The organism is Roseomonas sp. FDAARGOS_362 (assembly GCF_002754815.1).
GTDB classification, from domain to species: domain Bacteria; phylum Pseudomonadota; class Alphaproteobacteria; order Acetobacterales; family Acetobacteraceae; genus Roseomonas; species Roseomonas mucosa.
Map to the genome: position 1 here is coordinate 579,293 of NZ_CP024588.1, position 23,028 is coordinate 602,320.

Genomic DNA, 23,028 nt, shown 5'->3' on the forward strand with positions numbered 1-23,028 from the left:
CCACAGGCGTGCGGGTGGCCAGCGGGATCGGGACGGCGCGGTAGGCCGCCAGCCCGCGGCCGCTGGAAGTTCCGCCCGGAGTCCCGCCTGCTATGCCGCCCAGCGCCGCCCCGGCGACGGGCATGCGGTTCACCACCGCCGGCGCCCCGGCATAGGGCACGCCGCCGAAGGGTAGCCCGCGCCCCACCGGCTGGCCCCCACCGGGTGGCCCCCCACCGGCTGGCCCCCCACCGGCTGGCCCATCGTGAGGCGCGTCGCCGCGCCGCCGGGCGCCCGCCCCGCCGGATTCCAGCCCGGATTCCAGCTCGGGGCCAGCCCCGCCTCGCGCCGCGCCTCCGGCAGTTGCGCCTCCACCGCCGCGAGATAGGCGGCCGCGCGTTCCGGCGTGTTGCTGTGGTAGTTCGCCGCCGAGCGCATCCAGTCGCCGCGCGTGGCATTCAGATCCTTCAGGAACCGCGCGGCATAGCGGGCATTGGACAGCGGGTCGAAGGCTTCCTCCAGGCTGGCGAAGGCGTTGGGATGGTGGTGCAGGTTGATCTGCATGCAGCCCACGTCGATCAGCCTCATCCCATCGGCCCGAAGCTGCCGCACCTCGGCAACCGCTTCCGCCTTGGTGCGGAAGAACTTGCCGCGTCCCTCCGCATTCATCGTCCAGGGCCAGGGGCCGCGCTCGCCGGTCTCCGGGTCCCGCCGCCCCGATTCCACCCGCCCGATGGCGGCCAGGAGCCCCGCCGGAAGGCCGTATTCCCGCTCTGCCGCGGCGATCGCGGCCCGGCAGAGGGTGGAGGGGGATGGGGCGGAGGTCTGGGCCCTGGCGCCCGCTATGCTGGCGAGAAGGATCAGGAGGAGGGTCAGGCAGCGGAGCATGGCCATCCAGAAGCGAGGCCCATGCCAGCATTCCCAGGCTCCGCCGGGCGGCCGGAATAGGTCAACGATCCTGCCTTGTGCGCCGCGGGAGGCTGGTCTGACCACAATTCATGCTGCGGCGCGCAAAAACGCTTGCGAACAGGTGTTTGGGAGGCTAGCTTTCGTCTTGCAGCAACACGGTGATCCCGGGTTGTTTGCCTTTCTTGGACGTTTCCTCCCTAAACTCGGCGGTGCTTTCGGGCACCGCCTTTCTTTTTGCCCGCTGCCCGGCGCGATCCGGCCGGGATCAGCGGCCCAGGAAGCTCCAGTCCGTCTCCGAAAGCCTTTGCAGCAGCGTCGTCATCCGCTGCCGCAGCGTCTCCATGGCGGGCAGGGGCGTGATCCGCCGCTCATCCATGTACAGGCCGCGCGAGATCTCGATCTGCAGCGCATGCACGTGCTGGCGCGGCCGGCCATAATGGCGGGTCACATAGCCGCCGGCATAGGGATCGTTGCGCCGGACCCGGTAGCCCAGCGACAGCAGCCCATCCTCCACCGCCCGCGTCGCGCGGGGAGAGCAGGCGGTGCCATGCGCATCGCCCAGGATCATGTCCGTGCGCCCCGCGGCGGGAACGCTGGAGGGCATGGAATGGCAGTCGATCAGCAGGCAGAAGCCGAAGCGGTGCCGCGTCTCCTCGATCAGCGAGGCCAGGGCGCCGTGATAGGGCTCCCACAGGTTCTGCACCCGGTCCATCGCCTCGGTGAAGCGGAGGCGGCGGTCATAGACGTTCTCCCCCGTGCCGGTGACGCGGGCGATGGTGCCCAGCCCGGCCCCGACCCGGGGGGAGGCCGTGTTCACCCATTCCGGCAGGGGCTCGTCGAACATGCCGGGGTCCAGCTCCCAGGGCTCGCGATTCGCGTCGCAATAGACCCGGGGAAAGGTGGCGGCGAGGAGCGGCGCGCCGAAATCCGGGGCCGCCGCGAAGATCTGGTCCACGAAGCTGTCCTCGGACCGCCGCAGCGTCAGCGGGTCCAGCCGCGTGCTGCGCAGCAGGTCGGCCGGATAGCTCCGCCCCGAATGCGGCGAGGCGAAGACCAGCGGAATGGCCTGGTGCCCGGGCCGCGAGAGAATGAAGGGCGGCTCGGTCAGCGGCGCGACATTCTCAGGCGGCGGCAGATCCATCCTGACTTTCTTACATGCCGCGATGCGGAACGTCACGCGCGGCATCTTGCTAAACCCATCGGGCCGCGATACAGGGGCGCCACACCGCGAGCGGGCGCGTAGCTCAGCGGGAGAGCGTCCCCCTGACACGGGGAAGGTCACAGGTTCAATCCCTGTCGCGCCCACCATGATTTCAATAACTTAGCGACTGATCCCAGGTAGCAGCTACCTCTCTAGGTAACAGATAGGTAGCGCCAGCGAGGGGATCGTTAGCGATAATTCGGACTGGTAGTTAGCGCGATAGCAGTTCGCGGCAGCCGTCCAACTCTTAGAAAAATGGGCTTAGGTTAGGGCGGCAGCGGGTGGCGTTGCCACCCGGATGGGTTGCAATCCCTCAACCTAAGAGTGCAGTAAAATAGGTAGAATGCTAATCATCAGCATTCAAATAGTTTGCATGCGTATTTTTTAGCAGAAGAGTGCAGGGACGGCGCGAGCCTCTCCGAAGCTTCAAGCGCCCTGGGATGGCCCTTGTCCCTCTGTCCCTGAGAGACGCGAAATCAGCCCTGAAATTCGGCTTGAGGGACAGCCTTTGTCCCATCCTGTCCCTGTCCCTTGTCCCTGCAAAATCGGCAGAAATCTGCCAATTTTCTTGTCCCTGTCCCTCTTTGTCTCTGTCTCTGTCTTCTTCGGACGCACCTATGTCCCTCAATCCCCGGTTCTACAGAACCGGGATGAGGGACAGAGCGTTGGCTGTCCCTGAGGGATGGCGCTATTTGATGGTTGAACGAACCGCCGCGCTTACATAGTCGGCCTTGAATAACTCGTAAGGCACTGATCTAGCTGTGAGATTTTCCGGGCTCGGCGACCTGGATTTGCAGGGTTCGATTGTTTTCGACGACAAACCCTGCGAATCTTGTGGGCATGAAGCACCGCCCGCGCCCGCCGGAACAGGCCGATCTGCTGCGGCCGCGGCTGGTCGACATGATCGATGGGCGGCACGAACTGGTGCGGCTGGCGGCGCTGATCGACTGGTCCTGGTTCGAGCGGGAATGGGCCGGCTTCTTCCCCGCCGCTGAGGGACGGCCGGCCACGCATCCGCGTCTGGTCGCCGGGCTGATGTACCTCCAGCACGCCCATGGCCTCTCCGACGAGGCGGTGCTCGCGCGCTGGGTGGAGAACCCGTACTTCCAGCACTTCACGGGTGAGACCTTCTTCCAGCACCGTGCGCCCATCCATCCCTCCTCTCTCAGCCGCTGGCGCGGTCGCATCGGTGAGGAAGGTGTCGAGTGGTTGCTGACCAGGACGATCGAGGCGGCTCAGGCTTCGGGAGCTGTGACGTCGAACAGCTTGGCCGAGATCGCAGTGGACACCACAGTGATGGAGAAGGCCATCGCCCATCCGACCGACAGCCGCCTCTATGAGCGGGCCCGCCACTCGCTGGTGACGCTGGCGCACAAGGCCGGGATCGCCCTGCGCCAGAACTACAATCGCCTGGCGCCGCGCCTGGCCGGCCAGGTGGGGCGCTACGCCCACGCCCGGCAGTTCCGCCGCATGCGCAAGGCGTTGCGCACGCTCAAGGGCTACACCGGCCGCATCCTGCGCGATGTTGAACGCAAGCTCGGCGCCGTCCCTGACGGGCCACTGCGGGCGCGCATCGAGCAGCGCATCGCCCTCGTCACCCGCCTGCTGCTCCAGACACCGAAGTCGTCCCGCAAGCTCTACGCCCTGCACGAGCCCGAGGTGGACTGCATCGCCAAGGGCAAGGCGCGGGTGCGCTACGAGTTCGGCACGAAGGTCAGCATCGCCACCACCCTCGCCGGTGGCTTCGTCGTCGGCATGCGCAGCCAGCCCGGCAATCCCTACGACGGCCACACCCTCGCCGACGCCCTCCAGCAGGTCGAGACCCTCACCGGCCAGCGTCCCAGCCTCGCCGTGGTCGATCGCGGCTACCGCGGCCATGGCGTCACGGCAACCAGGGTGCTCGTCAGCGGCACCAGCCGCGGCCTCACGCCCCGCCTGCGCCGGCTGCTCCGCCGCCGCAGCGCCATCGAGCCCGAGATCGGCCACATGAAGACCGATGGCCGCCTCGCCCGCTGCGCCCTCAAGGGCACGCTCGGCGATGCTCTCTACGCCGTCCTCTGCGGCTGCGGCCACAACATCCGCAAGATCCTCGCCCACCTCAGGGCCCTTTTGGCCGCTCTCCTCGCCGCCCTCCGACAGGCAATCCTCACCCCGATCAGCCAAGCCAGCGTCCCGACAGGCCGCACCCTGCTCGCAGGGGCGACAGCCTGAAGACGTTGTTCAAGGCCGACTACATATCGCGCTAGAACTTCTTCAAGCTTGTTATAATAGTCTTGGTCATCAAGCGGGATTTTTCCGTTCTCGAAACCTGACAACCCATCGGCGCTGTAATGAGCGTTGCCGTCCTTATTCATTTCGAAAACGAGTTTCGGAATGTTTTGGATAGGCTCATCCTCATCATTAATATCTCTGATTTTATGTAAGCCGATTGAAAGCTTCGTTTCCCAAACGGCACCCTTATTCGTTGTAGCCTGCGAAAACGAAACAGGATACAATCGCTGCAACTCAGCGGAGTTTTCTTGACTGATTCGATTGAGGTCTTCGCGCCACACGTTTACAAAAGCGTGCCACCATCTCCCACCATTGGTTGCTAATTTGCTGCTTTCAGACTTCGCTTCTCGAATTTCACGAAATGCTTTCTCAAACGGCAGTTCTTCATTCGCTATTAGCTTAACCTTTCATTAAAGCATCGTTATGTAATGCGATTCGGTTGTGGAGTCAACGCGAAGCTCAACCAATCAGTTAACGTCTTGTCTGACCGACGAAGAAGCAGATAAGGCGGCCCATGGCCGGACCCGGCAATCAGGCACACCGAAATCCGCCATTTTCCTGCGCCAATTTTGGCCTCTAGGCACACGTCCGCTACCCCTATAGCCCAAACCCTCGAAAAGCCGCCTACGCCAATCCTAGAGGCTCGGGCCGAGCCAAGCCATCCAGGGGGCAACGCCCCCTGCTGCCGCCTCGATAAGCCCTTGCCTTGGCCTCGAACCGCCGCCATGATTGGGGTCGTGGGGTTGGAAATCGCGAAGCAGTAGCGACGCTAATTCCAACTCTGATCCTGATCGCAGTAGCGATCCTGGCACGAAATCGTTTGTGACGATTTAGCCCGATCAATCCAAATCCATTGATCGGAAATTCATTATGGCAGTTACGCGCCTTTCGGACGTTGTCGTCCCGGAAACCTTCACTTCCTACACCGTTCAGAACACGATGGAGAAGACGGCGCTTCTTAGCTCCGGCGCCATCGTTCGTAACTCTGCCATTGACGCACAGCTAAAGCGCGGTGGCGAGACTTTCAATGTTCCCGCTTGGAATGATCTTGGTAACGCGGAAGCGGATCGTTCGAACGATGATCCGGAAGTTTTCTCTACTCCGCAGAAGATCACGGCGTTTAAGCAGCGCGTTCGCAAGTCTTTCCTGCATCAGTCTTGGTCTTCGATGCAGTTTGCCGGTGAGCTTGCCGGAAGCGATCCGCTGGCCGCGCTACAGGGCCGGGTTACGGATTATTGGTCGCGGCAGCTACAGCGGCGGGTTGTGGCGACGCTACAGGGCATCCTTGCGGATAACCTGAACAATGATGCGTCGGACATGATCGTTGATATTTCGGCTATGACCGCCGAGGCGGCGAACTTCAACGCTTCGGCGGTGATTGACGCGGCTGCGACGCTTGGCGATGCGATGGACAGTCTTTCGGCCATCTTCATGCATAGCCATGTTTATACTCGCGCACTCAAGAACGATAATATCGAGTTCGTGACCGTGCCGAGCATGGGCAAGCCCATTCCGACTTATCGCGGCATGGTCGTTATCGTTGATGACGGTCTTCCGAATGATGGGACCAAGTTCACCACAATCCTCGCCGGTAGCGGTGCGCTGAGTTACGGCATGACGGCGCCGAATGTTGCCAAGGGAACGGAAATCGAGAGTGTTCCGGCGGCAGGTAATGGCGGCGGCATGGAAGTTCTGCACTCGCGGAATAATTGCGCGGTGCATCCAAGCGGCTTCGATTGGATCGAAGGCACTCTTGCCGACGAAAGCCCGTCGATTGCCGATCTTCGCGACGGTTCGCATTGGAACCGGGTTGTTGAGCGTAAGGCGATCCCGCTTGCTTTCCTCTTGAGCAAGTGAAGCGAAAAACCTCTCCGGGGCGACAGCCCCGGAGACTGCCGCTTCAACAACCGAATAGGTGCCGACAATGGCCAAAGACCTAACTCATCCGCTGCGGAAGAATCCGCCGGAAGACGCGCTTGAGCGCATTTCCGATATGGCTGCGAATGGTTGGAGCAAAGCGGGAATCGCGCGAAAGCTTGGCGTTTCAGTAACGACCTTTGATCGTTGGCTTGAAGAAGACGAAGAGCTTCAACGCGCCTTCGATATGGGCCGCGATGCAGAGCATAATACGCTCTTCAATGCCCTCTTCAAAGCCGCGACCGAAAAGGGCAACGCGACTGCGGCAATGTTCTTGCTCAAGGCGCGGCATGGATACCGTGAAGGCGACCAAAGCGACATTGCGAACCGCGTTTCTATCACTTTCGCACTTCCCGGTGCCGAAAAGCTTGAAGCCGTGGTGAAGCAAGACAAGAAGAAGATCATTGACCATGAGCGGTGAAGCAATCGAGCTTAACAGCTTTCAGCAACGTGTTTTCGCCGTTCCGGAAGAGGTTGATCTTTTTCTTGGCGGCGGTCGCGGTGGCGGCAAGTCGTGGTGCATCGCGCTCCTGATCCTGCGGCATGTGGAGCAATACGGCAGCAAGTCGCGCATTCTCTACATTCGCAAGAGCTATAAGGGCCTTGCCGACTTTGAGAATACTTTGCGCGAAGTCTTCGGAACGGTTTACGGCACGGCAGCGAGGTATAATGCCGCAGAGCATGTCTGGCGAATGCCGAACGGCGCTTATGTGGAGCTTGGACAGCTAGAAAGCGCCTCGGATTATACGAAGTATCAGGGCCGCAGTTTCAATCTTCTCATTGTGGATGAAGCTGGACAGTTTGCCGATCCGTATTTGCTGGACATGCTGCGTTCGAACCTTCGCGGTCCGAAGGATATGCCGGTTCGGATGATCGTTGCGGCGAACCCGGCTGGCGTGGGGCATCAATGGCTCGCGAAGCGTTACGTCTTCAACGGCGCGGAACCTTGGGAAGTCTTCACCGAAGAGAAGAGCAAGCGCCTCTTCATGCACTGCCCTTCGACCTTCGCCGGGAACGTCTTCATCGACCGCGAGACGTATGCCGATCAGCTAACGTCTTCCTGCCCCGATGATCCGGAGCTTCTTCGCGCATGGACCGATGGCGATTGGGCCGTCTCTCGCGGTGCCATGTTCGCGACCGTGCTGGATGAGAAGCGCGTTGCGATCCCGAACTTCACCGCAAGCGATCTTGGCGCCGATTGGGATTCGGAGTTCTACCTAAGCCACGATTGGGGATCGGCAGCGCCAAGCGTGACGCTACTTCGTCGGCCTTGAACAACGTCTTCAGGCTGTCGCCCCTGCGAGCAGGGTGCGGCCTGTCGGGACGCTGGCTTGGCTGATCGGGGTGAGGATTGCCTGTCGGAGGGCGGCGAGGAGAGCGGCCAAAAGGGCCCTGAGGTGGGCGAGGATCTTGCGGATGTTGTGGCCGCAGCCGCAGAGGACGGCGTAGAGAGCATCGCCGAGCGTGCCCTTGAGGGCGCAGCGGGCGAGGCGGCCATCGGTCTTCATGTGGCCGATCTCGGGCTCGATGGCGCTGCGGCGGCGGAGCAGCCGGCGCAGGCGGGGCGTGAGGCCGCGGCTGGTGCCGCTGACGAGCACCCTGGTTGCCGTGACGCCATGGCCGCGGTAGCCGCGATCGACCACGGCGAGGCTGGGACGCTGGCCGGTGAGGGTCTCGACCTGCTGGAGGGCGTCGGCGAGGGTGTGGCCGTCGTAGGGATTGCCGGGCTGGCTGCGCATGCCGACGACGAAGCCACCGGCGAGGGTGGTGGCGATGCTGACCTTCGTGCCGAACTCGTAGCGCACCCGCGCCTTGCCCTTGGCGATGCAGTCCACCTCGGGCTCGTGCAGGGCGTAGAGCTTGCGGGACGACTTCGGTGTCTGGAGCAGCAGGCGGGTGACGAGGGCGATGCGCTGCTCGATGCGCGCCCGCAGTGGCCCGTCAGGGACGGCGCCGAGCTTGCGTTCAACATCGCGCAGGATGCGGCCGGTGTAGCCCTTGAGCGTGCGCAACGCCTTGCGCATGCGGCGGAACTGCCGGGCGTGGGCGTAGCGCCCCACCTGGCCGGCCAGGCGCGGCGCCAGGCGATTGTAGTTCTGGCGCAGGGCGATCCCGGCCTTGTGCGCCAGCGTCACCAGCGAGTGGCGGGCCCGCTCATAGAGGCGGCTGTCGGTCGGATGGGCGATGGCCTTCTCCATCACTGTGGTGTCCACTGCGATCTCGGCCAAGCTGTTCGACGTCACAGCTCCCGAAGCCTGAGCCGCCTCGATCGTCCTGGTCAGCAACCACTCGACACCTTCCTCACCGATGCGACCGCGCCAGCGGCTGAGAGAGGAGGGATGGATGGGCGCACGGTGCTGGAAGAAGGTCTCACCCGTGAAGTGCTGGAAGTACGGGTTCTCCACCCAGCGCGCGAGCACCGCCTCGTCGGAGAGGCCATGGGCGTGCTGGAGGTACATCAGCCCGGCGACCAGACGCGGATGCGTGGCCGGCCGTCCCTCAGCGGCGGGGAAGAAGCCGGCCCATTCCCGCTCGAACCAGGACCAGTCGATCAGCGCCGCCAGCCGCACCAGTTCGTGCCGCCCATCGATCATGTCGACCAGCCGCGGCCGCAGCAGATCGGCCTGTTCCGGCGGGCGCGGGCGGTGCTTCATGCCCACAAGATTCGCAGGGTTTGTCGTCGAAAACAATCGAACCCTGCAAATCCAGGTCGCCGAGCCCGGAAAATCTCACAGCTAGATCAGTGCCTTACGAGTTATTCAAGGCCGACTACTTCTCGCTACCTCGCCCGGTGCCTACATCCGCGATCAATGGTTTCCGCGTGATAGCGTTCTTGTGCTGGATGAAGTCGCGACGAACCGGCCCGGCAATTACAACGCGGGTCTTTGCCTGACCGTGCCGGAAGTTTCGGAGCGCATCCTTGCCATGTGCAAGCGGTGGCACGCGAAGCCCTTTGGCGTGGCGGATGATGCCTGCTTCGCACGAACCGGCCATTCTACGGGCAGCATCGCGAAAGAGTTTGAAACGGCTGGCGTTTACTTCGAACCGGCTATTAAGGGCGATCGTCTCTCCGGTCTTGAGACAATGCGGACCATGTTTCGTGATGCTGGCAAGCTGGATAAGCCCGGCCTCTATATTGCCCGGCGCTGCGAATACCTTTGGACAACGCTTCCCTATCTCACTCGCGATGAACGGAAACCGGAAGACATTGATAGCAGCCAGGCCGATCACGGTTATGACGCGCTCCGCTATGGCTTGAGGCGCTTCCAACTGGCGCGCTTCGTTGACATTCAAATGCCATTCTCTTCTTCGCGGTAATTGGAACTGAACCTATCGGGGGCAAAGCCCCCGATACTGCCGCCCTGATCTGGCCGCACATCCTTTAGTGGCGCCCAAATGGTCCAGGCTAAGGCGCCCGCCAGGGGCCTTGCGAGGCTTCCGGGCAGGGTGATGGCTCCTACGCGCCCAAGGCCAGCCAGCGCCGATCCTCTTGGGCAGGATTGGGGCCTTTGCCGAGGGCCAGGGGAAGCGCCAGGGCGGCAGCCTGCCCTTCGGGCAGGGGGGATCGAGGATCGGCCCTTAAAGCTCGCGGCAATCCCCTTTTAATCATCGCGATAATCAAACTCCAAATAATCGCGATGATTAAATCGGCTCTAATTCCAAATGCTGAACTAAATGAAAGAAAAAGTAATTACTTTTCGTGAGAAAATGAGGAATTAGCAAAAAAGGGGCTTGCGAAGAAAAAGCAAAGCCCGCAATTATGCCGTCACCGGGCCAATACAGCCCGCCCCGAAAAGCGAAAAGGATTTAACGTCATGGTTCCGACGAACGCCGATGCTTTGCTTGTTCGTAAGGATGCCGCCGCCGCGTTGACCGAAGCGGGATATCCGACTTCTTACAAGACACTTGAAAGCATGGTCACTCGCGGTGGAGGTCCGATCTATAGAAAGTTTGGCGGTCGCGTTCTTTACCGTTGGGCCGATTTGCTCGATTGGGCCGAAAAGCGAATGCATTTTCCCTGCAACAAGGCCGCATAAAAGAAAAGCCCGACACCGCTAGGGCATCGGGCTTGAGTTTTCATGCTAAAGAAAGAAAATCTAATGCTGGAATATATACGCAGCCATCCTAAGGCAAGCAAGCGTTTTATTTATTACAAGGACCAAAAGCCGCCCCCCGGATTAGTCGGCAAAATTCCTCGCGGTTGGCGCAAGACATACCGTGGCTATTACCTTGCGGGACAGAGAATCTCTACCGAATGGTACGACCCGGAAATCATTAGCGCGTATGAGAAGCGAGGTTCCGCATATTACCGGAGGTTTTCAGTTATTGGTTTCGGCGACAATATTGACGGCATTAGAAATACAGTGACCGGCAAAAACATTCGAAATTTTGTTGAGACGTTGGATCAACATTTTTTCGAATGTCTTACTTTTGAAGCCTGGATTTGGAAGTTATGCGCAGAAGCCGATAATTGGGATACGTGGTTTGACTGGATGACGGCCGAATGGGAGCGTGACTATGTCCGCAAGTGAAGTTCCGGCCTTTCTACAGACACCGGCTAATAAGTTCGATATCGCTATTGCTCAATCAACCCTCGACTTCTTCGAACCGAATGCGAAGTGGAATCTTCGCACATTCGATGACAACAAGTCGCGCAACAAAAAGAACCTCATTCGCACGAAGTCGAATGTTCGGCCTTCCGATTGTGAGCGCGAACTTGTCAGCCTCAATAATAGCGGCGCGGGCATCTTCTTTGTGGTGAACGAAGGCGGCCACAAGGACGAAGATATTACCCGTATTCGGTCGGTGTTCATTGATATAGATCAGGTTGTTGAAAATGAGCGGAAATTCTTCGAGTATTTTACTGATATCGAGAAGATCGGTGTTGTTCCCCACCTTATCGTTCGAAGCTCGCCGGGAAAATTCCACGTCTATTGGAAAGTCTCTGATCTTCCGGTTGCTGATTTCAGTGCGATGCAACAGCGTCTTGCCGCGTATTTTGAAAGCGATCCGAGCGTTACTAATCCAAGTCGTGTAATGAGGCTTCCGGGCTTCGCTTGGAATAAGAAAGAGCCGGGATTCTTTTCAGAAGTTGTGTTCAAGCGCGATGGCGATCCACCTTACTCGGCGGATCAGCTTCGCGCGGCTTTCCCGGAGCGGCAGCCCGTGGCTATCGCCACGGGGGCGAGTTCCCTGCCCGAAGGGCAGGCTGCCGCCCTGGCGCCGGGCAATGTCGTGCCGTTCCCTGCCCCTGCGGCCAGCCCTAGCGGCGTGCCGATGGTGTTCGATGCCACGGCCTATGCCCCGGCAGGATCGGCGGGCAACAGCACGCGGCTAGCCGAGGCCGAAGCGGCGCTATGGGCCATCCCACCGACGAAGGGCGGCTTCTGGCGCCATGCCATGATCGCGCTCAAGGGTGAGGGTGAAAGCGGATGGCCGGTGTTTGATCGATGGAGCGCCGCCGCAAATGACGGTTCTTACGATCAGCACAAGAACCGCGAGCTTTGGAATGCTGCCACCGCTGCCGATGGCGGTTTGAATTTGATCTTCGCCGAAGCGCAGAAGCGCGGTTGGACTAATCCGAATAGCAATGCTGCGAAGCCAGTTCAGCAAGCGCCGCAATCGAACGCTTGGCAGCCGCCGCAGCCTGCTAAGGCTAAACCCAAGCTTGGAATTACGATGATTAATTCTATTGAGCAAACGGAAGTGAAATGGCTGGTAGAAGGATTGATTCCGGCTGATGCGAATATCGGTATCGTTGGCGCGTCAAGTGTCGGCAAAACCTTTGTCGCACTAGCTCTTGGTCTAAGCGCAGCTACCGGGCACGAGTTCATGGGCGGAGAAATGCATTGCGCCGCGCCGGTCATTTATCTTGCTGGCGAAGGCAAGCACGGCATCGCAAAGCGTTGCAGGGCTTGGGCCGCATACTATGGCACTTCGCTTGAAAATGTTCCCTTCGCTGTTGCCGATTACCTGCCGCCAATGACTGATGAAGAAAGTGTTGCCATGACGATTGAGGCGGTTCAGGGCATCAAAGATCATTATGGGCATCCCGCTCTAATCATCATTGACACTCTCAATCGAGCGTTTGGCGACGAAGACGAAAACTCAACGGCGGGAATGACTAAATATATTTCGGGAATTGATCGTTTGCGCGCTGCTTTTCCCGGATGCTCTACCGTGACGCTTCATCATACCGGGCACGAAGCGTCGGGCCGCGCTCGTGGTTCCAGCGCATTCTATGCCGCTCTTGACACCGAGCTATTCATTAAGCGTTCGGACCCTTGGATTGAAATTGAAGTCACCAAGCAAAAGGACGCCGCAAAGGCCCCTAAGATGAAGGCTTGGCTTCGTGAACAGGATGTTGGCGAATGGGGTTCTTCGCTTGTGGCAGTTCGCGATATGAGCATTAATCGCGAAACGCAAATCAGTATGGCAGTCTCTTCGGGAATTTCCGTTCGGCAATGCGTTGAGAATCTAAAGAGGGAAGGAATTAACGTTAGCAAGAATACAATTATGAGGCTGCGGCAGGAATATGAAGCGCAGCGGAACCTCAATGGAGTTTGAATGACAAATGCTCGAATATAAATTGTTCCCGGCAGTTGGAACGATAGTTGAGTTTGAAGATAATTTATTCAAATGCATCGAAGTGAATGAAGGAATTGTCGGTTGGAAAACTAATTGCGAATGCTGCGGATCGGCTTTCGTATTCAGTATGACCAACGGTAATTTCCGCCCGAAGAAGCTTTGTCAGAAGCATAACCGGGTTGAAGTGACTTCCAAGATGTTCCGCAACGCGCCGCTCAATCCGATTATTGGACGGCAGGAAATTAGATTCCGTAACGGCAAGCGAATCGGTTGACAGGAAAGGATTTTAAAATGGCTGATACCATTGAGCAGGCGAACGCTCGCATCGCTGAACTTGAGGCCGAGATTGCCGCAGTTAAGGGCAACCGGGACGTGATCCGTGCCGAGAAGCGGGAAGTTGTTGAGACCCCGTTTCATAACGGCTGAGCCAGACGCCGGACGAGGATCATGGCGGCGGCGAGGGTGAAGAAGGCGACGGCGGAACCGACGGTGGCCTCGTGATCGCGAGCGAGGCGTCGGCAGCGGCCGAACCAAGCGAAGGACCTCTCCACCACCCAGCGCCTGGGTTGCACGGCGAAGCCTTTCTGGCCGGGTGCGCTGCCGATGATGGTAACGGCGACGGGGGAGGCTCGGGCGACCCGCGGACCGGCGTAGGCGCGGTCGGCGAAGCAGCGGGCCAGGAACGGCCAAGGGCGGCGCGACATGGCCAGGAGGGCCGCACCCCCTCGGCTGTCATGCAGGCAGGCGGGCGAGATGGCGGCGAGCAGGAGCCTACCGTCCGTGTCCACCAGGGCGTGGCGCTTGCGGCCCGTCACCTTCTTCCCGGCATCGTAGCCGCGGACACCTTTCACGCCGACACCGCCCGAGCGGACGGATTGGGCGTCCAACACCGCCGCTGTCGGTGAGGCCTCTCGGCCGACCCGCTCGCGGTCGGCCATGATGAGGGCGTGCGCCAGTCGCTCGAAGGTGCCCCGGCGCGAGAGGCGCAGGAACCAACGGTGCACGGTCCCGGGCGGCGGGAAGTCGCGGGGCAGATGCGCCCAGGCGCAGCCGGTACGGAGCACGTAGAGGATCGCATCGACCACCCGCCGCATCGGCCAGGACCGGGGTCGTCCGGTCTTTGCAGGGCTTGGCAAGAAGGGCTCGACCAGGGCCCACTCGGCATCGGTTAGGCACGTTGCATAAGGCTGGGAGCCGCGCGCAAGCTGCGCGCGGGCGGCAGGGGTCCACATGGGCCACCTCGAAGGACGTCAGACACCCTCCGAACGCGCAGAACTCCCGCCGCTCACCCCGCCTCAGCCGTTATGAAACGGGGTCTAAGCAGGTTGAGAATTATACGCTCAACTGGCCGGTTGATAACTTCGTCAACGAAGTTGCCGTTGAAGCAGACGCATTCAATACTTTGTTCGGTGCATTGTATGAATGGAAGCTATTTGAAGGCAAGCCCGCTGTATTCGTGAAAGGTTCGCAAGAGCCGGTTCGCGTTGCTGGTGGGGATGGCTCGCCAACCGTTCTTGGTTGCGACAGCCATCATAGGCTCTATGAGTTCCTTACCGCAGACGGCACCGCTCCGCATGAGAATGCACCGAAGGGACGACTTGCCGCGTTGTTCGATTGGTCTTTGAAGCATCATAACAAAGCAAGCGGAAGCGGAGCTTCCGGGGGCGGAGCTTCCGGGGGCGGTTCTGGCGAGCGACGAGCGCCGATGAGCCAGGGACAGAGCCAAGGGCCTAGCCAGGGCGGCAGGGGGGCTGCGCCCCCGGTGGCCTTCGGCCTCCGCTAAGCGGCGCCAGCGGCCAGCCTAGGGCCAGGATTAGGGCGGCAGGGGCAGAAGCCTTTGCCGCCCTTCTTATGCCGCCTCGCTGACTGCTTCCGGCTTCTTCTCGCTCATGAGTTCGAGCGTCTTGTTAGCCACGGCATCGGCAGCGGCGAGCAACACGGCATCTGACCGATGGATATAACGGCGAGTGATACCGGCGCCGTTGCGATGGCCGATCAGTTCACCAATCGTGCTATCTGAGACCCCGTTTCATAACGGCTGAGCCAGACGCCGGACGAGGATCATGGCGGCGGCGAGGGTGAAGAAGGCGACGGCGGAACCGACGGTGGCCTCGGGATCGCGAGCGAGGCGTCGGCAGCGGCCGAACCAAGCGAAGGACCTCTCCACCACCCAGCGCCTGGGTTGCACGGCGAAGCCTTTCTGGCCGGGTGCGCTGCCGATGATGGTAACGGCGACGGGGGAGGCTCGGGCGACCCGCGGACCGGCGTAGGCGCGGTCGGCGAAGCAGCGGGCCAGGAACGGCCAAGGGCGGCGCGACATGGCCAGGAGGGCCGCACCCCCTCGGCTGTCATGCAGGCAGGCGGGCGAGATGGCGGCGAGCAGGAGCCTACCGTCCGTGTCCACCAGGGCGTGGCGCTTGCGGCCCGTCACCTTCTTCCCGGCATCGTAGCCGCGGACACCTTTCACGCCGACACCGCCCGAGCGGACGGATTGGGCGTCCAACACCGCCGCTGTCGGTGAGGCCTCTCGGCCGACCCGCTCGCGGTCGGCCATGATGAGGGCGTGCGCCAGTCGCTCGAAGGTGCCCCGGCGCGAGAGGCGCAGGAACCAACGGTGCACGGTCCCGGGCGGCGGGAAGTCGCGGGGCAGATGCGCCCAGGCGCAGCCGGTACGGAGCACGTAGAGGATCGCATCAACCACCCGCCGCATCGGCCAGGACCGGGGTCGTCCGGTCTTTGCAGGGCTTGGCAAGAAGGGCTCGACCAGGGCCCACTCGGCATCGGTTAGGCACGTTGCATAAGGCTGGGAGCCGCGCGCAAGCTGCGCGCGGGCGGCAGGGGTCCACATGGGCCACCTCGAAGGACGTCAGACACCCTCCGAACGCGCAGAACTCCCGCCGCTCACCCCGCCTCAGCCGTTATGAAACGGGTTCTGAGTAGCCAAGATCAGCCGCAAGGCTTGCGAAGCTATGCCGCAGCACGTGCGCGGTAATGTCTTCCGGCAGGTTGCCAGCCTTCACGATGCGAGCGAGCGCCTTGGGGAAGCCCGTCATCGTGGCTTCTTCGCCTCCCTTGGCGGGCATGAAGACGATTTCGCGACCCTCAACGCGAGGCTGTTCCGCAATGATCTTGCAAGCCGCTTCGGAGAGAGGCCGGACGCTGCGACCGGTCTTGCTATCCGTCAGCGTCGCGATCCGCTTCGCTAGATCGACTTCGCCCCATGTCAACTTCAATGCCTCGCCCATGCGCCAGCCCGTCAGGGCCAGGAAACGGGCAAGGGCGAGGGCAGGGGCCGGAACTGGCTTCTGATCCCCGCCCGGTAGGGCGGCTGCCGTCAGCCCATGGGCCAGGGCAGCATATTCCTTGTCCCCTAGCCGCCGCTGCCGCACGCCGTCAGCGGGCTTGCGGATGCCCTGGCACGGGTTATCGGCTCGAATGCCCTCGGACACGGCCCAAGAGAAGATGCCGCCTAGGAAGCTCATGGTCCGCGCCGCAGCGCCATTGCCGCCCCTGATGTTCGATACGGCACGGGGCTTGTCCAGCTTCGTCCGCTTCTTGATCTTGCCTTCCATGATCGCCGTCATGAATTCGCGAATGTCCTTCTGAGTGACGGCATTCGCTTTCAAATGGCCGATCAACGGAACGATGTTGGCGTTGATCCGGCTATGATCGCGGCTGAGACCCCGTTTCATAACGGCTGAGCCAGACGCCGGACGAGGATCATGGCGGCGGCGAGGGTGAAGAAGGCGACGGCGGAACCGACGGTGGCCTCGTGATCGCGAGCGAGGCGTCGGCAGCGGCCGAACCAAGCGAAGGACCTCTCCACCACCCAGCGCCTGGGTTGCACGGCGAAGCCTTTCTGGCCGGGTGCGCTGCCGATGATGGTAACGGCGACGGGGGAGGCTCGGGCGACCCGCGGACCGGCGTAGGCGCGGTCGGCGAAGCAGCGGGCCAGGAACGGCCAAGGGCGGCGCGACATGGCCAGGAGGGCCGCACCCCCTCGGCTGTCATGCAGGCAGGCGGGCGAGATGGCGGCGAGCAGGAGCCTACCGTCCGTGTCCACCAGGGCGTGGCGCTTGCGGCCCGTCACCTTCTTCCCGGCATCGTAGCCGCGGACACCTTTCACGCCGACACCGCCCGAGCGGACGGATTGGGCGTCCAACACCGCCGCTGTCGGTGAGGCCTCTCGGCCGACCCGCTCGCGGTCGGCCATGATGAGGGCGTGCGCCAGTCGCTCGAAGGTGCCCCGGCGCGAGAGGCGCAGGAACCAACGGTGCACGGTCCCGGGCGGCGGGAAGTCGCGGGGCAGATGCGCCCAGGCGCAGCCGGTACGGAGCACGTAGAGGATCGCATCGACCACCCGCCGCATCGGCCAGGACCGGGGTCGTCCGGTCTTTGCAGGGCTTGGCAAGAAGGGCTCGACCAGGGCCCACTCGGCATCGGTTAGGCACGTTGCATAAGGCTGGGAGCCGCGCGCAAGCTGCGCGCGGGCGGCAGGGGTCCACATGGGCCACCTCGAAGGACGTCAGACACCCTCCGAACGCGCAGAACTCCCGCCGCTCACCCCGCCTCAGCCGTTATGAAACGGGTTCTGAGTGTCGTGGCCTTCTTCGCTTGGCCTTGCCGGTTCAGGATCAAGCCTTTCTCGGCAGCCTTCATGTAAGCTTCGCAAAGCTCGGCAACGCTCATGGAGCTACGCGCTTCCTGCTTCGCTTCGGCAGGATCATTGCCCTTGGCGACTTCCGCTAGAAGCCGCTGCGCTTCCTTGCGGGCCTCTTCGGGCTTCCAGGGTGATTCGAAGCGGCCAATCGTGAAGCGGCGTTGGCGTCCGTCCTTGGTGCGGTAGAGCAGGACGAAGCTAACCGCGTCGCTTTGCTGGCGACGGATGCCGAAGCCCTTCACGACGCTATCCCAAAGCTCTTCGCCTTGGCCGAGAGAGCGGCACTCTTTCAAGGTGATCTTCGCGGCCATTCTCTCTTCAACCCTCGCGGCGAACTAGGTAACATCTAGGTAGCACAAGAGGGCAAAGGGCCGCAAACGTAATCAAGCCTAGTAGGGCCTTTTAGGAAGTTAATTCAGTGGCTTGATGGGATGGATCAGGAGGTTTGGGAGGCTTTGGGGCGATAGGTTTCCCCCTGACACGGGGAAGGTCACAGGTTCAATCCCTGTCGCGCCCACCACGAACCTCCTGAAAACCTGTCGTTCCGGCGCAACGCGGCCATTCTGCCCGCGCCATCGCCGCTCCCCATGTCCGGAAGGCATGGGGCCACGAAAGGCCGCGCGCCAGCCACACCTGCTCCCGCGCTTGCCGCGGGGCTGGCATGGCCAGCGGTGCCCCCGCCGTTACCCTTCCGGCCATGCCTCCGGGAAAGCGGGGCGGACGCGCCGCCCCGATCCCGGTGATCCCGGCCTCAGCGCCCCCAGATCTCCTCGGCCAGTTCGGCGCAGAGCCGCAGCTTGGCCCATTGCTGCTCCTCGGAGAGCTTGTTCCCCTCCTGGGTGCTGGCGAAGCCACATTGCGGGCTGATGGCGAGCTGTTCCAGCGGCAGGAACTTCGCCGCCTCGTCGATGCGGCGCTTCAGCTCGTCCTTGCTTTCCAGCGTGCCGTTTTTGCTGGTGACGATGCCCAGCACGACGACCTTCTTTCCGCGCGGCACGAAGCGCAGCGGCTCGAAGCCGCCCGAGCGCTCGTCGTCGAACTCCATGAAGTAGGCGTCGATGTCGATGGCGTTGAACAGCACCTCGGCCACCGGCTCGTAGCCGCCGGAGGCGACGAAGGTGGATTGGAAATTCCCCCGGCAGAGATGCATGCTCATCGCCATGCCGGGCGGCCGCGCCCGGGTCGCGCGATTGATCATGCCGGCATAGATGTCGAGCAGCCCCTCCACATGCTCGCCGCGCCGCTTCAGCCCTTCGATCTGCTCCGGATCGCAGAGATAGGCGATGTTGACCTCGTCGAGCTGGAGATAGCGGCAGCCGGCGGCATGGAAGGCCTTCACCGCATCCTCGTAGGTCCGCCCGAGATCGTCGAAGAACCCGTCCATGTCCGGATAGACGTCGCGTGCGATCGCCTCCCGCCCGCCGCGGAAATGCACCACGCTGGGGGAGGGGATGGTCTGCTTGGCGATGGCGTGGCAGGTGCAGCCGGCGGTGAAGCGGAAATCCTCGATCATGCTGGGCTTCCAGCCGATCCGCCCGTTCACCCGCAGCTTGTGGCCGAGCGTCGCGCCCTTGAACTGGACCTTGTCCTCGGGCTCGTAGATCTCGATCCCGTCCAGCCCGCCCAGGAAGTCGTAATGCCAGTAGGCACGGCGGTACTCGCCATCCGTGGCGGCACGCAGGCCGACCGATTCCTGCTTCGCCACCACCCGGGCGATCTGCTCGTCCTCCACCTGGCGCAGCGCCTCGGCGGAGAGCTTCCCTTCGGCGCGGGCCTGGCGGGCCTCACGCAGCGCGGCGGGGCGCAGCAGGCTGCCGACATGGTCGGCGCGGAAGGAAGGAAAGGCGGGCGGCTGGCAGGGCTTGCCATCGGCCCCCGTGCGGGTGGCCTCGCGGGCGGCTGTGCTGGCGGACATGGGGTTTTCTCCTGACGTCTTCTGTCATCGCGGCCCGGTCTCCCGGCCCCGCATCCCGTCTCCGGGCGGGCCTTCGTCCCTTCTTTCCCGCCGGAACACCCCGTCCGGCGTGGCCGCGCTGACGTCAACGATGGCAGGTCTCCTGGCTCGCGCGTCATCACCATCCGCCGCCTTCCCGGGGGCGAACCCGGTGGCCCTTGGCGGTGGCTCGGCGCTGACAGTTGCGGGGGCAGCCATGGCTTCGCACCATGTTCCCGTTTTAATCCGCGAGGGAACCATCGCCCTCCGGTGTAGGGGAGGCACGGCCTTCCCGGAAGGGGCGGCAGGCCGCGCAGGCGCCGGAACGGAAAAGGGCCGGTGCTCTTGTCCGGCACCGGCCCTTCCCGATCCTTGGCCATCCACCCCCGGGGGGGCGGGGAGGGGCCTCAGCCCGCCAGCGCGGCCTCGCCGTCCAGCACCGCCGCCACGGCATGCACCACCGAGGCGATGCGCACGGCAGCCTGCACCTGCTCCTGCGTCATCCCATGCTGGCGCACCACCTTCTCGTGGCTCTCCATGCACATGCCGCAGCCGTTGATGGCGGAAACGGCGAGCGACCAGAGCTCGAAATCCACCTTCTCCACGCCCGGCCGCGCCATGACGTTCATGCGCAGCTTGGCCGGCATGGTGGCGTAGTCGCCATGCACCAGATGCGTGAAGCGGTAATAGACGTTGTTCATGCCCATGATCGCCGCCGACGCCTTGGCCGCGTTCAGCGCCTCGGCCGAGAGCTTCGGGCCGAACTCGGCGACGATGTTCTTCGTCACCACGGCATTGCGCGAGGCAAGCGCGCTGGCGATGAAGGTACCGGCCAGCTGCTGCTCCGTCAGGAGCGTCTCGGCGGCGAGCGAGCCGAGGTTCAGCTTCAGGTCCTTGGCGTATTCGGGCAGCATGTTGCGCAGGGCGTCGAGCGACATCCTGTGAACTCCTCTCCGGTTGTGTTCGGTGGGCGGAACCGGCCCTCGGGGGCGCCCATGCGCCCGGTGCCCGCGGCTTTCGCGGAACGGTCCCTCCCGGGCCAGGGGAAGGGCCAGGGGAACGGGGCGGCCGGCTCGGCACACCGTCCCCGGGGGCGCGAAACCCCCGGAGCGCGGTCAATCCGTGGAAGCTGGCCTCAGGCGGCCGGCTTCAGGACCTCTTCGCCCTGCTTCCAGTTGCAGGGGCACAGCTCGTCCGTCTGCAACGCGTCGAGGACGCGCAGCACTTCCTGCGGGTTGCGGCCGACGTTCAGGTCGTTGACGGAGGCGAAGCGGATGATCCCCTCCGGGTCCACGATGAAGGTCGCGCGCAGCGCCACGCCGGCGTTCTTGTCGAGGATGCCGCAGGCCGTGGACAGCTCGCGCTTGATGTCGGCGAGCATGGCGAAGGGCAGGTCCTTCAGGTCGGCATGGTGCGTGCGCCAGTTCATGTGCACGAACTCGCTGTCGATCGACACGCCATAGACGACGGCGTCACGGTCGCTGAAATCCGTGTTCAGCTTGCCGAAGGCCACGATCTCGGTCGGGCAGACGAAGGTGAAGTCCTTCGGCCAGAAGAAGACGATCTTCCACTTGCCGGCATCCGAGGCGTCGGAGACCTCGGTGAAGGCGGTGTTCATGTTCAGCCCCTCGGGGCCACCCTTCACGGCGGTGAGCTGGAAGGACGGGAACTTGTCGCCGACGGTCAGCATGCAGTGATCCTCTTCCCAAAAGAATTCGGTCGCTTCCGGACGGCGCCGCGATGGTGACCCCCGGGCCCGTCCGGCCGGAGGCTGATTCCCGCCCCCGCGCCGTGGCCGGGTATGACGCAGGTGCAGCACGGGTTCAAATGAATAGTTTTCGTCCTTATGATCGGCTGCACCGATGACCGCCTATCCCAGCCCGCAACAGCTCCGCTACCTCGTCGCCCTGGCGGATCACGGCCATTTCGGCCGGGCCGCCACCGCCTGCGCCGTCAGCCAGTCCACCCTTTCGGCCGGGATCATCGCCCTGGAGCGGCAGCTCGCCACGGCGATCCTGGACCGTGGCCCCTCCAAGCGGCCCGCCTTCACCCAGGTGGGACTCGAGATCGTGCAGCGGGCGCGCGACGCGCTCGCCACGCTCTCGGCGGTGGCGGAAACGGCGGCCACGGCGCATGACCCGCTGAGCGGCCCGCTGCGCTTCGGGCTGATCCCCACCGTGGGCCCCTTCCTGCTGCCACGCCTGATGCCCGCCCTGCGCGGCGCCTTCCCGCGCCTGCGGCTCTGGCTGAGGGAGGACCTGACGCAGAACCTGGTGGCCGACCTGGAGGGGGGCCGACTCGACCTGCTGCTCCTGGCGCTGCCCGTGGCCTCGGCCGACCGGCTGGACGTGATGCCGCTGGCGGAGGACCCGTTCCTGGCGGCCCTGCCGCCCGGGCACCGGCTGGCCGCGCGCAACATCCTGCCGGCCTCGGCCCTGTCCGGCGAGCGGCTGCTGCTGCTGGAGGACGGCCACTGCCTGCGGGAACACGCCCTGGCCGCCTGCAACCTGCCGGGGCCGACCGGCGGCGACAGCTTCGCCGCCACCACGCTGCATACGCTGGTGCAGATGGTGGCCGGCGGCCTCGGCGTCACGCTGCTCCCCCGGCTGGCGGTGGAGGGGGGCGTGCTGGCCGGGGCGAATGTGGAGCTGCGCCCGGTGGAGGACACGCCCGGCCGGATGCTGGGCCTCGCCTGGCGGGCCCGCTCCCCGCGCGCCAGCGAGTTCAAGGACCTGGCCGCCACGATCCGGGACATGCTGGAGGCGGGCGCCAGGGGGGTCAGCGGCCCAGGCGGAACTCCACCAGCAGCGGGTGGTCCGGCCCCCGCTTGAGCACCCGGTCCGGCAACGCGCCGCCGAAGTCGCGCGGCCGCCATTCCCGGCAGGCGAGGAGGCGTAGCTCCAGCGCCGCGAAGCCGTTGAGGTAGTCGGCGAAGCCATGCGCCACCGTCGGCATGCGGATCTCCCGCCCGCCGGCCTGGAAATGCGCCCCCGTCCCGCCGAGCGACAGGAAAGGGTGGATCTCGACGATCCGGACCTCCCCCCGCGGGCGCAGCAGGCGGCGCGCCTCCCGCAAGGGCGGCAGCAGGTCGGCCATGTGTTCCAGCGAAAGGCAGAACAGGGCCAGATCCGCCGAGGCATCCGGCAGCGCCACCGGCTGGCTCATGTCATGGCGCAGCAGGTGGAAATCCGGGCCGCGCCGCCGCGCCTGGTCCAGCATCCCGGCGGACAGGTCGAGTCCGGTGAGGCTCGCCGCGCCCCCGGCCCGCAGCCGGGCGAGGTTGCGTCCGGTGCCGCAACCGAATTCCACCACGTCGCGGCCCCGGACCTCCCCGGCCAGCCCCTCCACGATCCGGCTCGCCCCGAAGACCATCGGGTTGTCCTGCGTGTCATAGGTGCCGGCCCAGAGGTCATAGGCCTCGGCCACCGGAAGAAAGGAGGAATGTTCCGTCATCTGCATCGCCCCGAAGGAAAAGGCAGGCGCATCCCGGGGGCTGTCGGCGCGCCGGGCCTGCGCGGTGCCTCATGGCGGGGAGCCGCCCCGTCCCGGGGCAAGTAGTTTTCCGGGCCG

General features: G+C 63.4%; 23 protein-coding genes, 1 tRNA gene and 1 riboswitch. Of the genes, 12 read left to right on the forward strand and 12 right to left on the reverse strand.

The features are described 5' to 3' along the window. Window positions 1-129: 129 nt before the first annotated feature. Together CTJ15_RS24725 and CTJ15_RS07490 are read right to left on the reverse strand one after the other, a co-directional pair. A complete protein-coding gene (locus tag CTJ15_RS24725) occupies window positions 130-867 on the reverse strand; it encodes a transglycosylase SLT domain-containing protein (RefSeq protein WP_226946074.1) in 738 nt (245 codons plus the stop codon). Window positions 868-1,153: 286 nt separating this feature from the next. Beyond that, on the reverse strand, window positions 1,154-2,029 hold the full coding sequence (locus CTJ15_RS07490) for an N-formylglutamate amidohydrolase (RefSeq protein WP_027297141.1): 876 nt from the start codon (window positions 2,027-2,029) through the stop codon (window positions 1,154-1,156). A 92-nt stretch (window positions 2,030-2,121) separates the two neighbouring features. Between CTJ15_RS07490 and CTJ15_RS07495 the strand changes: the two genes are divergently transcribed. The 5 genes from CTJ15_RS07495 (at window position 2,122) to CTJ15_RS07515 (ending at window position 7,551) form a co-directional block, all read left to right on the forward strand. Then, window positions 2,122-2,196 (forward strand) — tRNA-Val (locus CTJ15_RS07495). Between the two features lie 733 nt (window positions 2,197-2,929). Then, the gene (locus CTJ15_RS07500; protein WP_226945876.1) at window positions 2,930-4,300 is read left to right on the forward strand and encodes an IS5 family transposase; all 1,371 of its coding nucleotides are present in this window, start codon (window positions 2,930-2,932) and stop codon (window positions 4,298-4,300) included. A 930-nt stretch (window positions 4,301-5,230) separates the two neighbouring features. Then, a complete protein-coding gene (locus CTJ15_RS07505; RefSeq protein WP_099781415.1) occupies window positions 5,231-6,217 on the forward strand; it encodes a hypothetical protein in 987 nt (328 codons plus the stop codon). Between the two features lie 67 nt (window positions 6,218-6,284). Continuing rightward, entirely contained in the window at window positions 6,285-6,698 is a 414-nt protein-coding gene (locus tag CTJ15_RS07510) for a helix-turn-helix domain-containing protein (protein WP_099781416.1), read from the forward strand. Then, window positions 6,688-7,551, forward strand: coding sequence for a phage terminase large subunit (locus CTJ15_RS07515; protein ID WP_099781417.1), 864 nt, complete (start codon window positions 6,688-6,690; stop codon window positions 7,549-7,551). The genes CTJ15_RS07510 and CTJ15_RS07515 overlap by 11 nt, the downstream gene beginning before the upstream one ends. A gap of 9 nt (window positions 7,552-7,560) precedes the next feature. Here CTJ15_RS07515 and CTJ15_RS07520 read toward each other — a convergent pair whose 3' ends face one another. Beyond that, entirely contained in the window at window positions 7,561-8,931 is a 1,371-nt protein-coding gene (locus CTJ15_RS07520) for an IS5 family transposase (RefSeq protein WP_226945876.1), read from the reverse strand. A gap of 181 nt (window positions 8,932-9,112) precedes the next feature. On the opposite strand from CTJ15_RS07520, the gene CTJ15_RS23920 reads away from it, so the two are divergent. The 6 genes from CTJ15_RS23920 to CTJ15_RS25010 all read left to right on the forward strand — a co-directional run bounded on the left by CTJ15_RS23920 (window position 9,113) and on the right by CTJ15_RS25010 (window position 13,291). Beyond that, window positions 9,113-9,595, forward strand: coding sequence for a hypothetical protein (locus CTJ15_RS23920; protein WP_126281849.1), 483 nt, complete (start codon window positions 9,113-9,115; stop codon window positions 9,593-9,595). A gap of 497 nt (window positions 9,596-10,092) precedes the next feature. Beyond that, window positions 10,093-10,314 (forward strand): hypothetical protein, encoded by a 222-nt coding sequence (locus tag CTJ15_RS07525; protein ID WP_075822137.1) that lies wholly within the window; start codon window positions 10,093-10,095, stop codon window positions 10,312-10,314. A gap of 42 nt (window positions 10,315-10,356) precedes the next feature. Further along, window positions 10,357-10,809: a hypothetical protein gene (locus tag CTJ15_RS23925; protein ID WP_126281850.1), complete on the forward strand. Its 453-nt coding sequence runs from the start codon at window positions 10,357-10,359 to the stop codon at window positions 10,807-10,809. Then, window positions 10,796-12,844 (forward strand): AAA family ATPase, encoded by a 2,049-nt coding sequence (locus tag CTJ15_RS07530; RefSeq protein ID WP_099781418.1) that lies wholly within the window; start codon window positions 10,796-10,798, stop codon window positions 12,842-12,844. The genes CTJ15_RS23925 and CTJ15_RS07530 overlap by 14 nt, the downstream gene beginning before the upstream one ends. Before the next feature lie 7 nt (window positions 12,845-12,851). Further along, complete coding sequence (locus tag CTJ15_RS23930) at window positions 12,852-13,139, forward strand: hypothetical protein (RefSeq protein ID WP_126281851.1); 288 nt, start codon at window positions 12,852-12,854, stop codon at window positions 13,137-13,139. Window positions 13,140-13,156: 17 nt separating this feature from the next. Next, a complete protein-coding gene (locus CTJ15_RS25010) occupies window positions 13,157-13,291 on the forward strand; it encodes a hypothetical protein (protein ID WP_255414124.1) in 135 nt (44 codons plus the stop codon). Here CTJ15_RS25010 and CTJ15_RS07535 read toward each other — a convergent pair. The 8 genes from CTJ15_RS07535 to CTJ15_RS07575 all read right to left on the reverse strand — a co-directional run bounded on the left by CTJ15_RS07535 (window position 13,279) and on the right by CTJ15_RS07575 (window position 21,148). Continuing rightward, window positions 13,279-14,097, reverse strand: a complete 819-nt coding sequence (locus CTJ15_RS07535; protein WP_099780839.1) for an IS5 family transposase — start codon at window positions 14,095-14,097, stop codon at window positions 13,279-13,281. The two genes, CTJ15_RS25010 and CTJ15_RS07535, sit on opposite strands and share 13 nt — an antisense overlap. Before the next feature lie 797 nt (window positions 14,098-14,894). After that, window positions 14,895-15,713, reverse strand: coding sequence for an IS5 family transposase (locus CTJ15_RS07540; RefSeq protein ID WP_099780842.1), 819 nt, complete (start codon window positions 15,711-15,713; stop codon window positions 14,895-14,897). A 70-nt stretch (window positions 15,714-15,783) separates the two neighbouring features. Next, entirely contained in the window at window positions 15,784-16,557 is a 774-nt protein-coding gene (locus CTJ15_RS07545) for a tyrosine-type recombinase/integrase (RefSeq protein WP_099781419.1), read from the reverse strand. Continuing rightward, the gene (locus tag CTJ15_RS07550) at window positions 16,554-17,372 is read right to left on the reverse strand and encodes an IS5 family transposase (protein WP_099780839.1); all 819 of its coding nucleotides are present in this window, start codon (window positions 17,370-17,372) and stop codon (window positions 16,554-16,556) included. The genes CTJ15_RS07545 and CTJ15_RS07550 overlap by 4 nt, the downstream gene beginning before the upstream one ends. A 53-nt stretch (window positions 17,373-17,425) precedes the next feature. After that, window positions 17,426-17,836 (reverse strand): Arm DNA-binding domain-containing protein, encoded by a 411-nt coding sequence (locus CTJ15_RS07555; RefSeq protein WP_099781420.1) that lies wholly within the window; start codon window positions 17,834-17,836, stop codon window positions 17,426-17,428. Between the two features lie 440 nt (window positions 17,837-18,276). Then, window positions 18,277-19,440, reverse strand: coding sequence for a 5-methyltetrahydropteroyltriglutamate--homocysteine S-methyltransferase (locus CTJ15_RS07565; RefSeq protein ID WP_019460136.1), 1,164 nt, complete (start codon window positions 19,438-19,440; stop codon window positions 18,277-18,279). Between the two features lie 114 nt (window positions 19,441-19,554). Continuing rightward, window positions 19,555-19,735: riboswitch (cobalamin riboswitch) on the reverse strand. A gap of 130 nt (window positions 19,736-19,865) precedes the next feature. Continuing rightward, window positions 19,866-20,396 carry a carboxymuconolactone decarboxylase family protein gene (locus tag CTJ15_RS07570; protein ID WP_099781421.1) on the reverse strand — a complete coding sequence of 177 codons (531 nt, stop codon included), beginning with the start codon at window positions 20,394-20,396 and terminating at the stop codon, window positions 19,866-19,868. 197 nt (window positions 20,397-20,593) lie between these two features. Next, the gene (locus CTJ15_RS07575; RefSeq protein ID WP_019460138.1) at window positions 20,594-21,148 is read right to left on the reverse strand and encodes a peroxiredoxin; all 555 of its coding nucleotides are present in this window, start codon (window positions 21,146-21,148) and stop codon (window positions 20,594-20,596) included. A 172-nt stretch (window positions 21,149-21,320) separates the two neighbouring features. Between CTJ15_RS07575 and CTJ15_RS07580 the strand changes: the two genes are divergently transcribed. Continuing rightward, entirely contained in the window at window positions 21,321-22,289 is a 969-nt protein-coding gene (locus CTJ15_RS07580) for a LysR substrate-binding domain-containing protein (RefSeq protein WP_019460139.1), read from the forward strand. Here the strand turns inward: CTJ15_RS07580 and CTJ15_RS07585 are convergent. Beyond that, the gene (locus CTJ15_RS07585; RefSeq protein WP_226946075.1) at window positions 22,237-22,911 is read right to left on the reverse strand and encodes a class I SAM-dependent methyltransferase; all 675 of its coding nucleotides are present in this window, start codon (window positions 22,909-22,911) and stop codon (window positions 22,237-22,239) included. The two genes, CTJ15_RS07580 and CTJ15_RS07585, sit on opposite strands and share 53 nt — an antisense overlap. Window positions 22,912-23,028 lie beyond the last annotated feature (117 nt).

Bases quoted from the DNA above. Each gene is read 5' to 3' on its own strand.
- CTJ15_RS07565 (WP_019460136.1), bottom strand. From the start codon at position 19,440: ATGTCCGCCAGCACAGCCGCCCGCGAGGCCACCCGCACGGGGGCCGAT.
- CTJ15_RS07530 (WP_099781418.1), top strand. From the start codon at position 10,796: ATGTCCGCAAGTGAAGTTCCGGCCTTTCTACAGACACCGGCTAATAAG.
- CTJ15_RS07520 (WP_226945876.1), bottom strand. From the start codon at position 8,931: ATGAAGCACCGCCCGCGCCCGCCGGAACAGGCCGATCTGCTGCGGCCG.
- CTJ15_RS07575 (WP_019460138.1), bottom strand. From the start codon at position 21,148: ATGCTGACCGTCGGCGACAAGTTCCCGTCCTTCCAGCTCACCGCCGTG.
- CTJ15_RS24725 (WP_226946074.1), bottom strand. From the start codon at position 867: ATGCTCCGCTGCCTGACCCTCCTCCTGATCCTTCTCGCCAGCATAGCG.
- CTJ15_RS07525 (WP_075822137.1), top strand. From the start codon at position 10,093: ATGGTTCCGACGAACGCCGATGCTTTGCTTGTTCGTAAGGATGCCGCC.
- CTJ15_RS23925 (WP_126281850.1), top strand. From the start codon at position 10,357: ATGCTAAAGAAAGAAAATCTAATGCTGGAATATATACGCAGCCATCCT.
- CTJ15_RS07540 (WP_099780842.1), bottom strand. From the start codon at position 15,713: ATGTGGACCCCTGCCGCCCGCGCGCAGCTTGCGCGCGGCTCCCAGCCT.
- CTJ15_RS07545 (WP_099781419.1), bottom strand. From the start codon at position 16,557: ATGAAACGGGGTCTCAGCCGCGATCATAGCCGGATCAACGCCAACATC.
- CTJ15_RS07550 (WP_099780839.1), bottom strand. From the start codon at position 17,372: ATGTGGACCCCTGCCGCCCGCGCGCAGCTTGCGCGCGGCTCCCAGCCT.
- CTJ15_RS07505 (WP_099781415.1), top strand. From the start codon at position 5,231: ATGGCAGTTACGCGCCTTTCGGACGTTGTCGTCCCGGAAACCTTCACT.
- CTJ15_RS07580 (WP_019460139.1), top strand. From the start codon at position 21,321: ATGACCGCCTATCCCAGCCCGCAACAGCTCCGCTACCTCGTCGCCCTG.
- CTJ15_RS23930 (WP_126281851.1), top strand. From the start codon at position 12,852: ATGCTCGAATATAAATTGTTCCCGGCAGTTGGAACGATAGTTGAGTTT.
- CTJ15_RS07555 (WP_099781420.1), bottom strand. From the start codon at position 17,836: ATGGCCGCGAAGATCACCTTGAAAGAGTGCCGCTCTCTCGGCCAAGGC.
- CTJ15_RS07570 (WP_099781421.1), bottom strand. From the start codon at position 20,396: ATGTCGCTCGACGCCCTGCGCAACATGCTGCCCGAATACGCCAAGGAC.
- CTJ15_RS07585 (WP_226946075.1), bottom strand. From the start codon at position 22,911: ATGACGGAACATTCCTCCTTTCTTCCGGTGGCCGAGGCCTATGACCTC.
- CTJ15_RS07535 (WP_099780839.1), bottom strand. From the start codon at position 14,097: ATGTGGACCCCTGCCGCCCGCGCGCAGCTTGCGCGCGGCTCCCAGCCT.
- CTJ15_RS07490 (WP_027297141.1), bottom strand. From the start codon at position 2,029: ATGGATCTGCCGCCGCCTGAGAATGTCGCGCCGCTGACCGAGCCGCCC.
- CTJ15_RS25010 (WP_255414124.1), top strand. From the start codon at position 13,157: ATGGCTGATACCATTGAGCAGGCGAACGCTCGCATCGCTGAACTTGAG.
- CTJ15_RS07515 (WP_099781417.1), top strand. From the start codon at position 6,688: ATGAGCGGTGAAGCAATCGAGCTTAACAGCTTTCAGCAACGTGTTTTC.
- CTJ15_RS07510 (WP_099781416.1), top strand. From the start codon at position 6,285: ATGGCCAAAGACCTAACTCATCCGCTGCGGAAGAATCCGCCGGAAGAC.
- CTJ15_RS07500 (WP_226945876.1), top strand. From the start codon at position 2,930: ATGAAGCACCGCCCGCGCCCGCCGGAACAGGCCGATCTGCTGCGGCCG.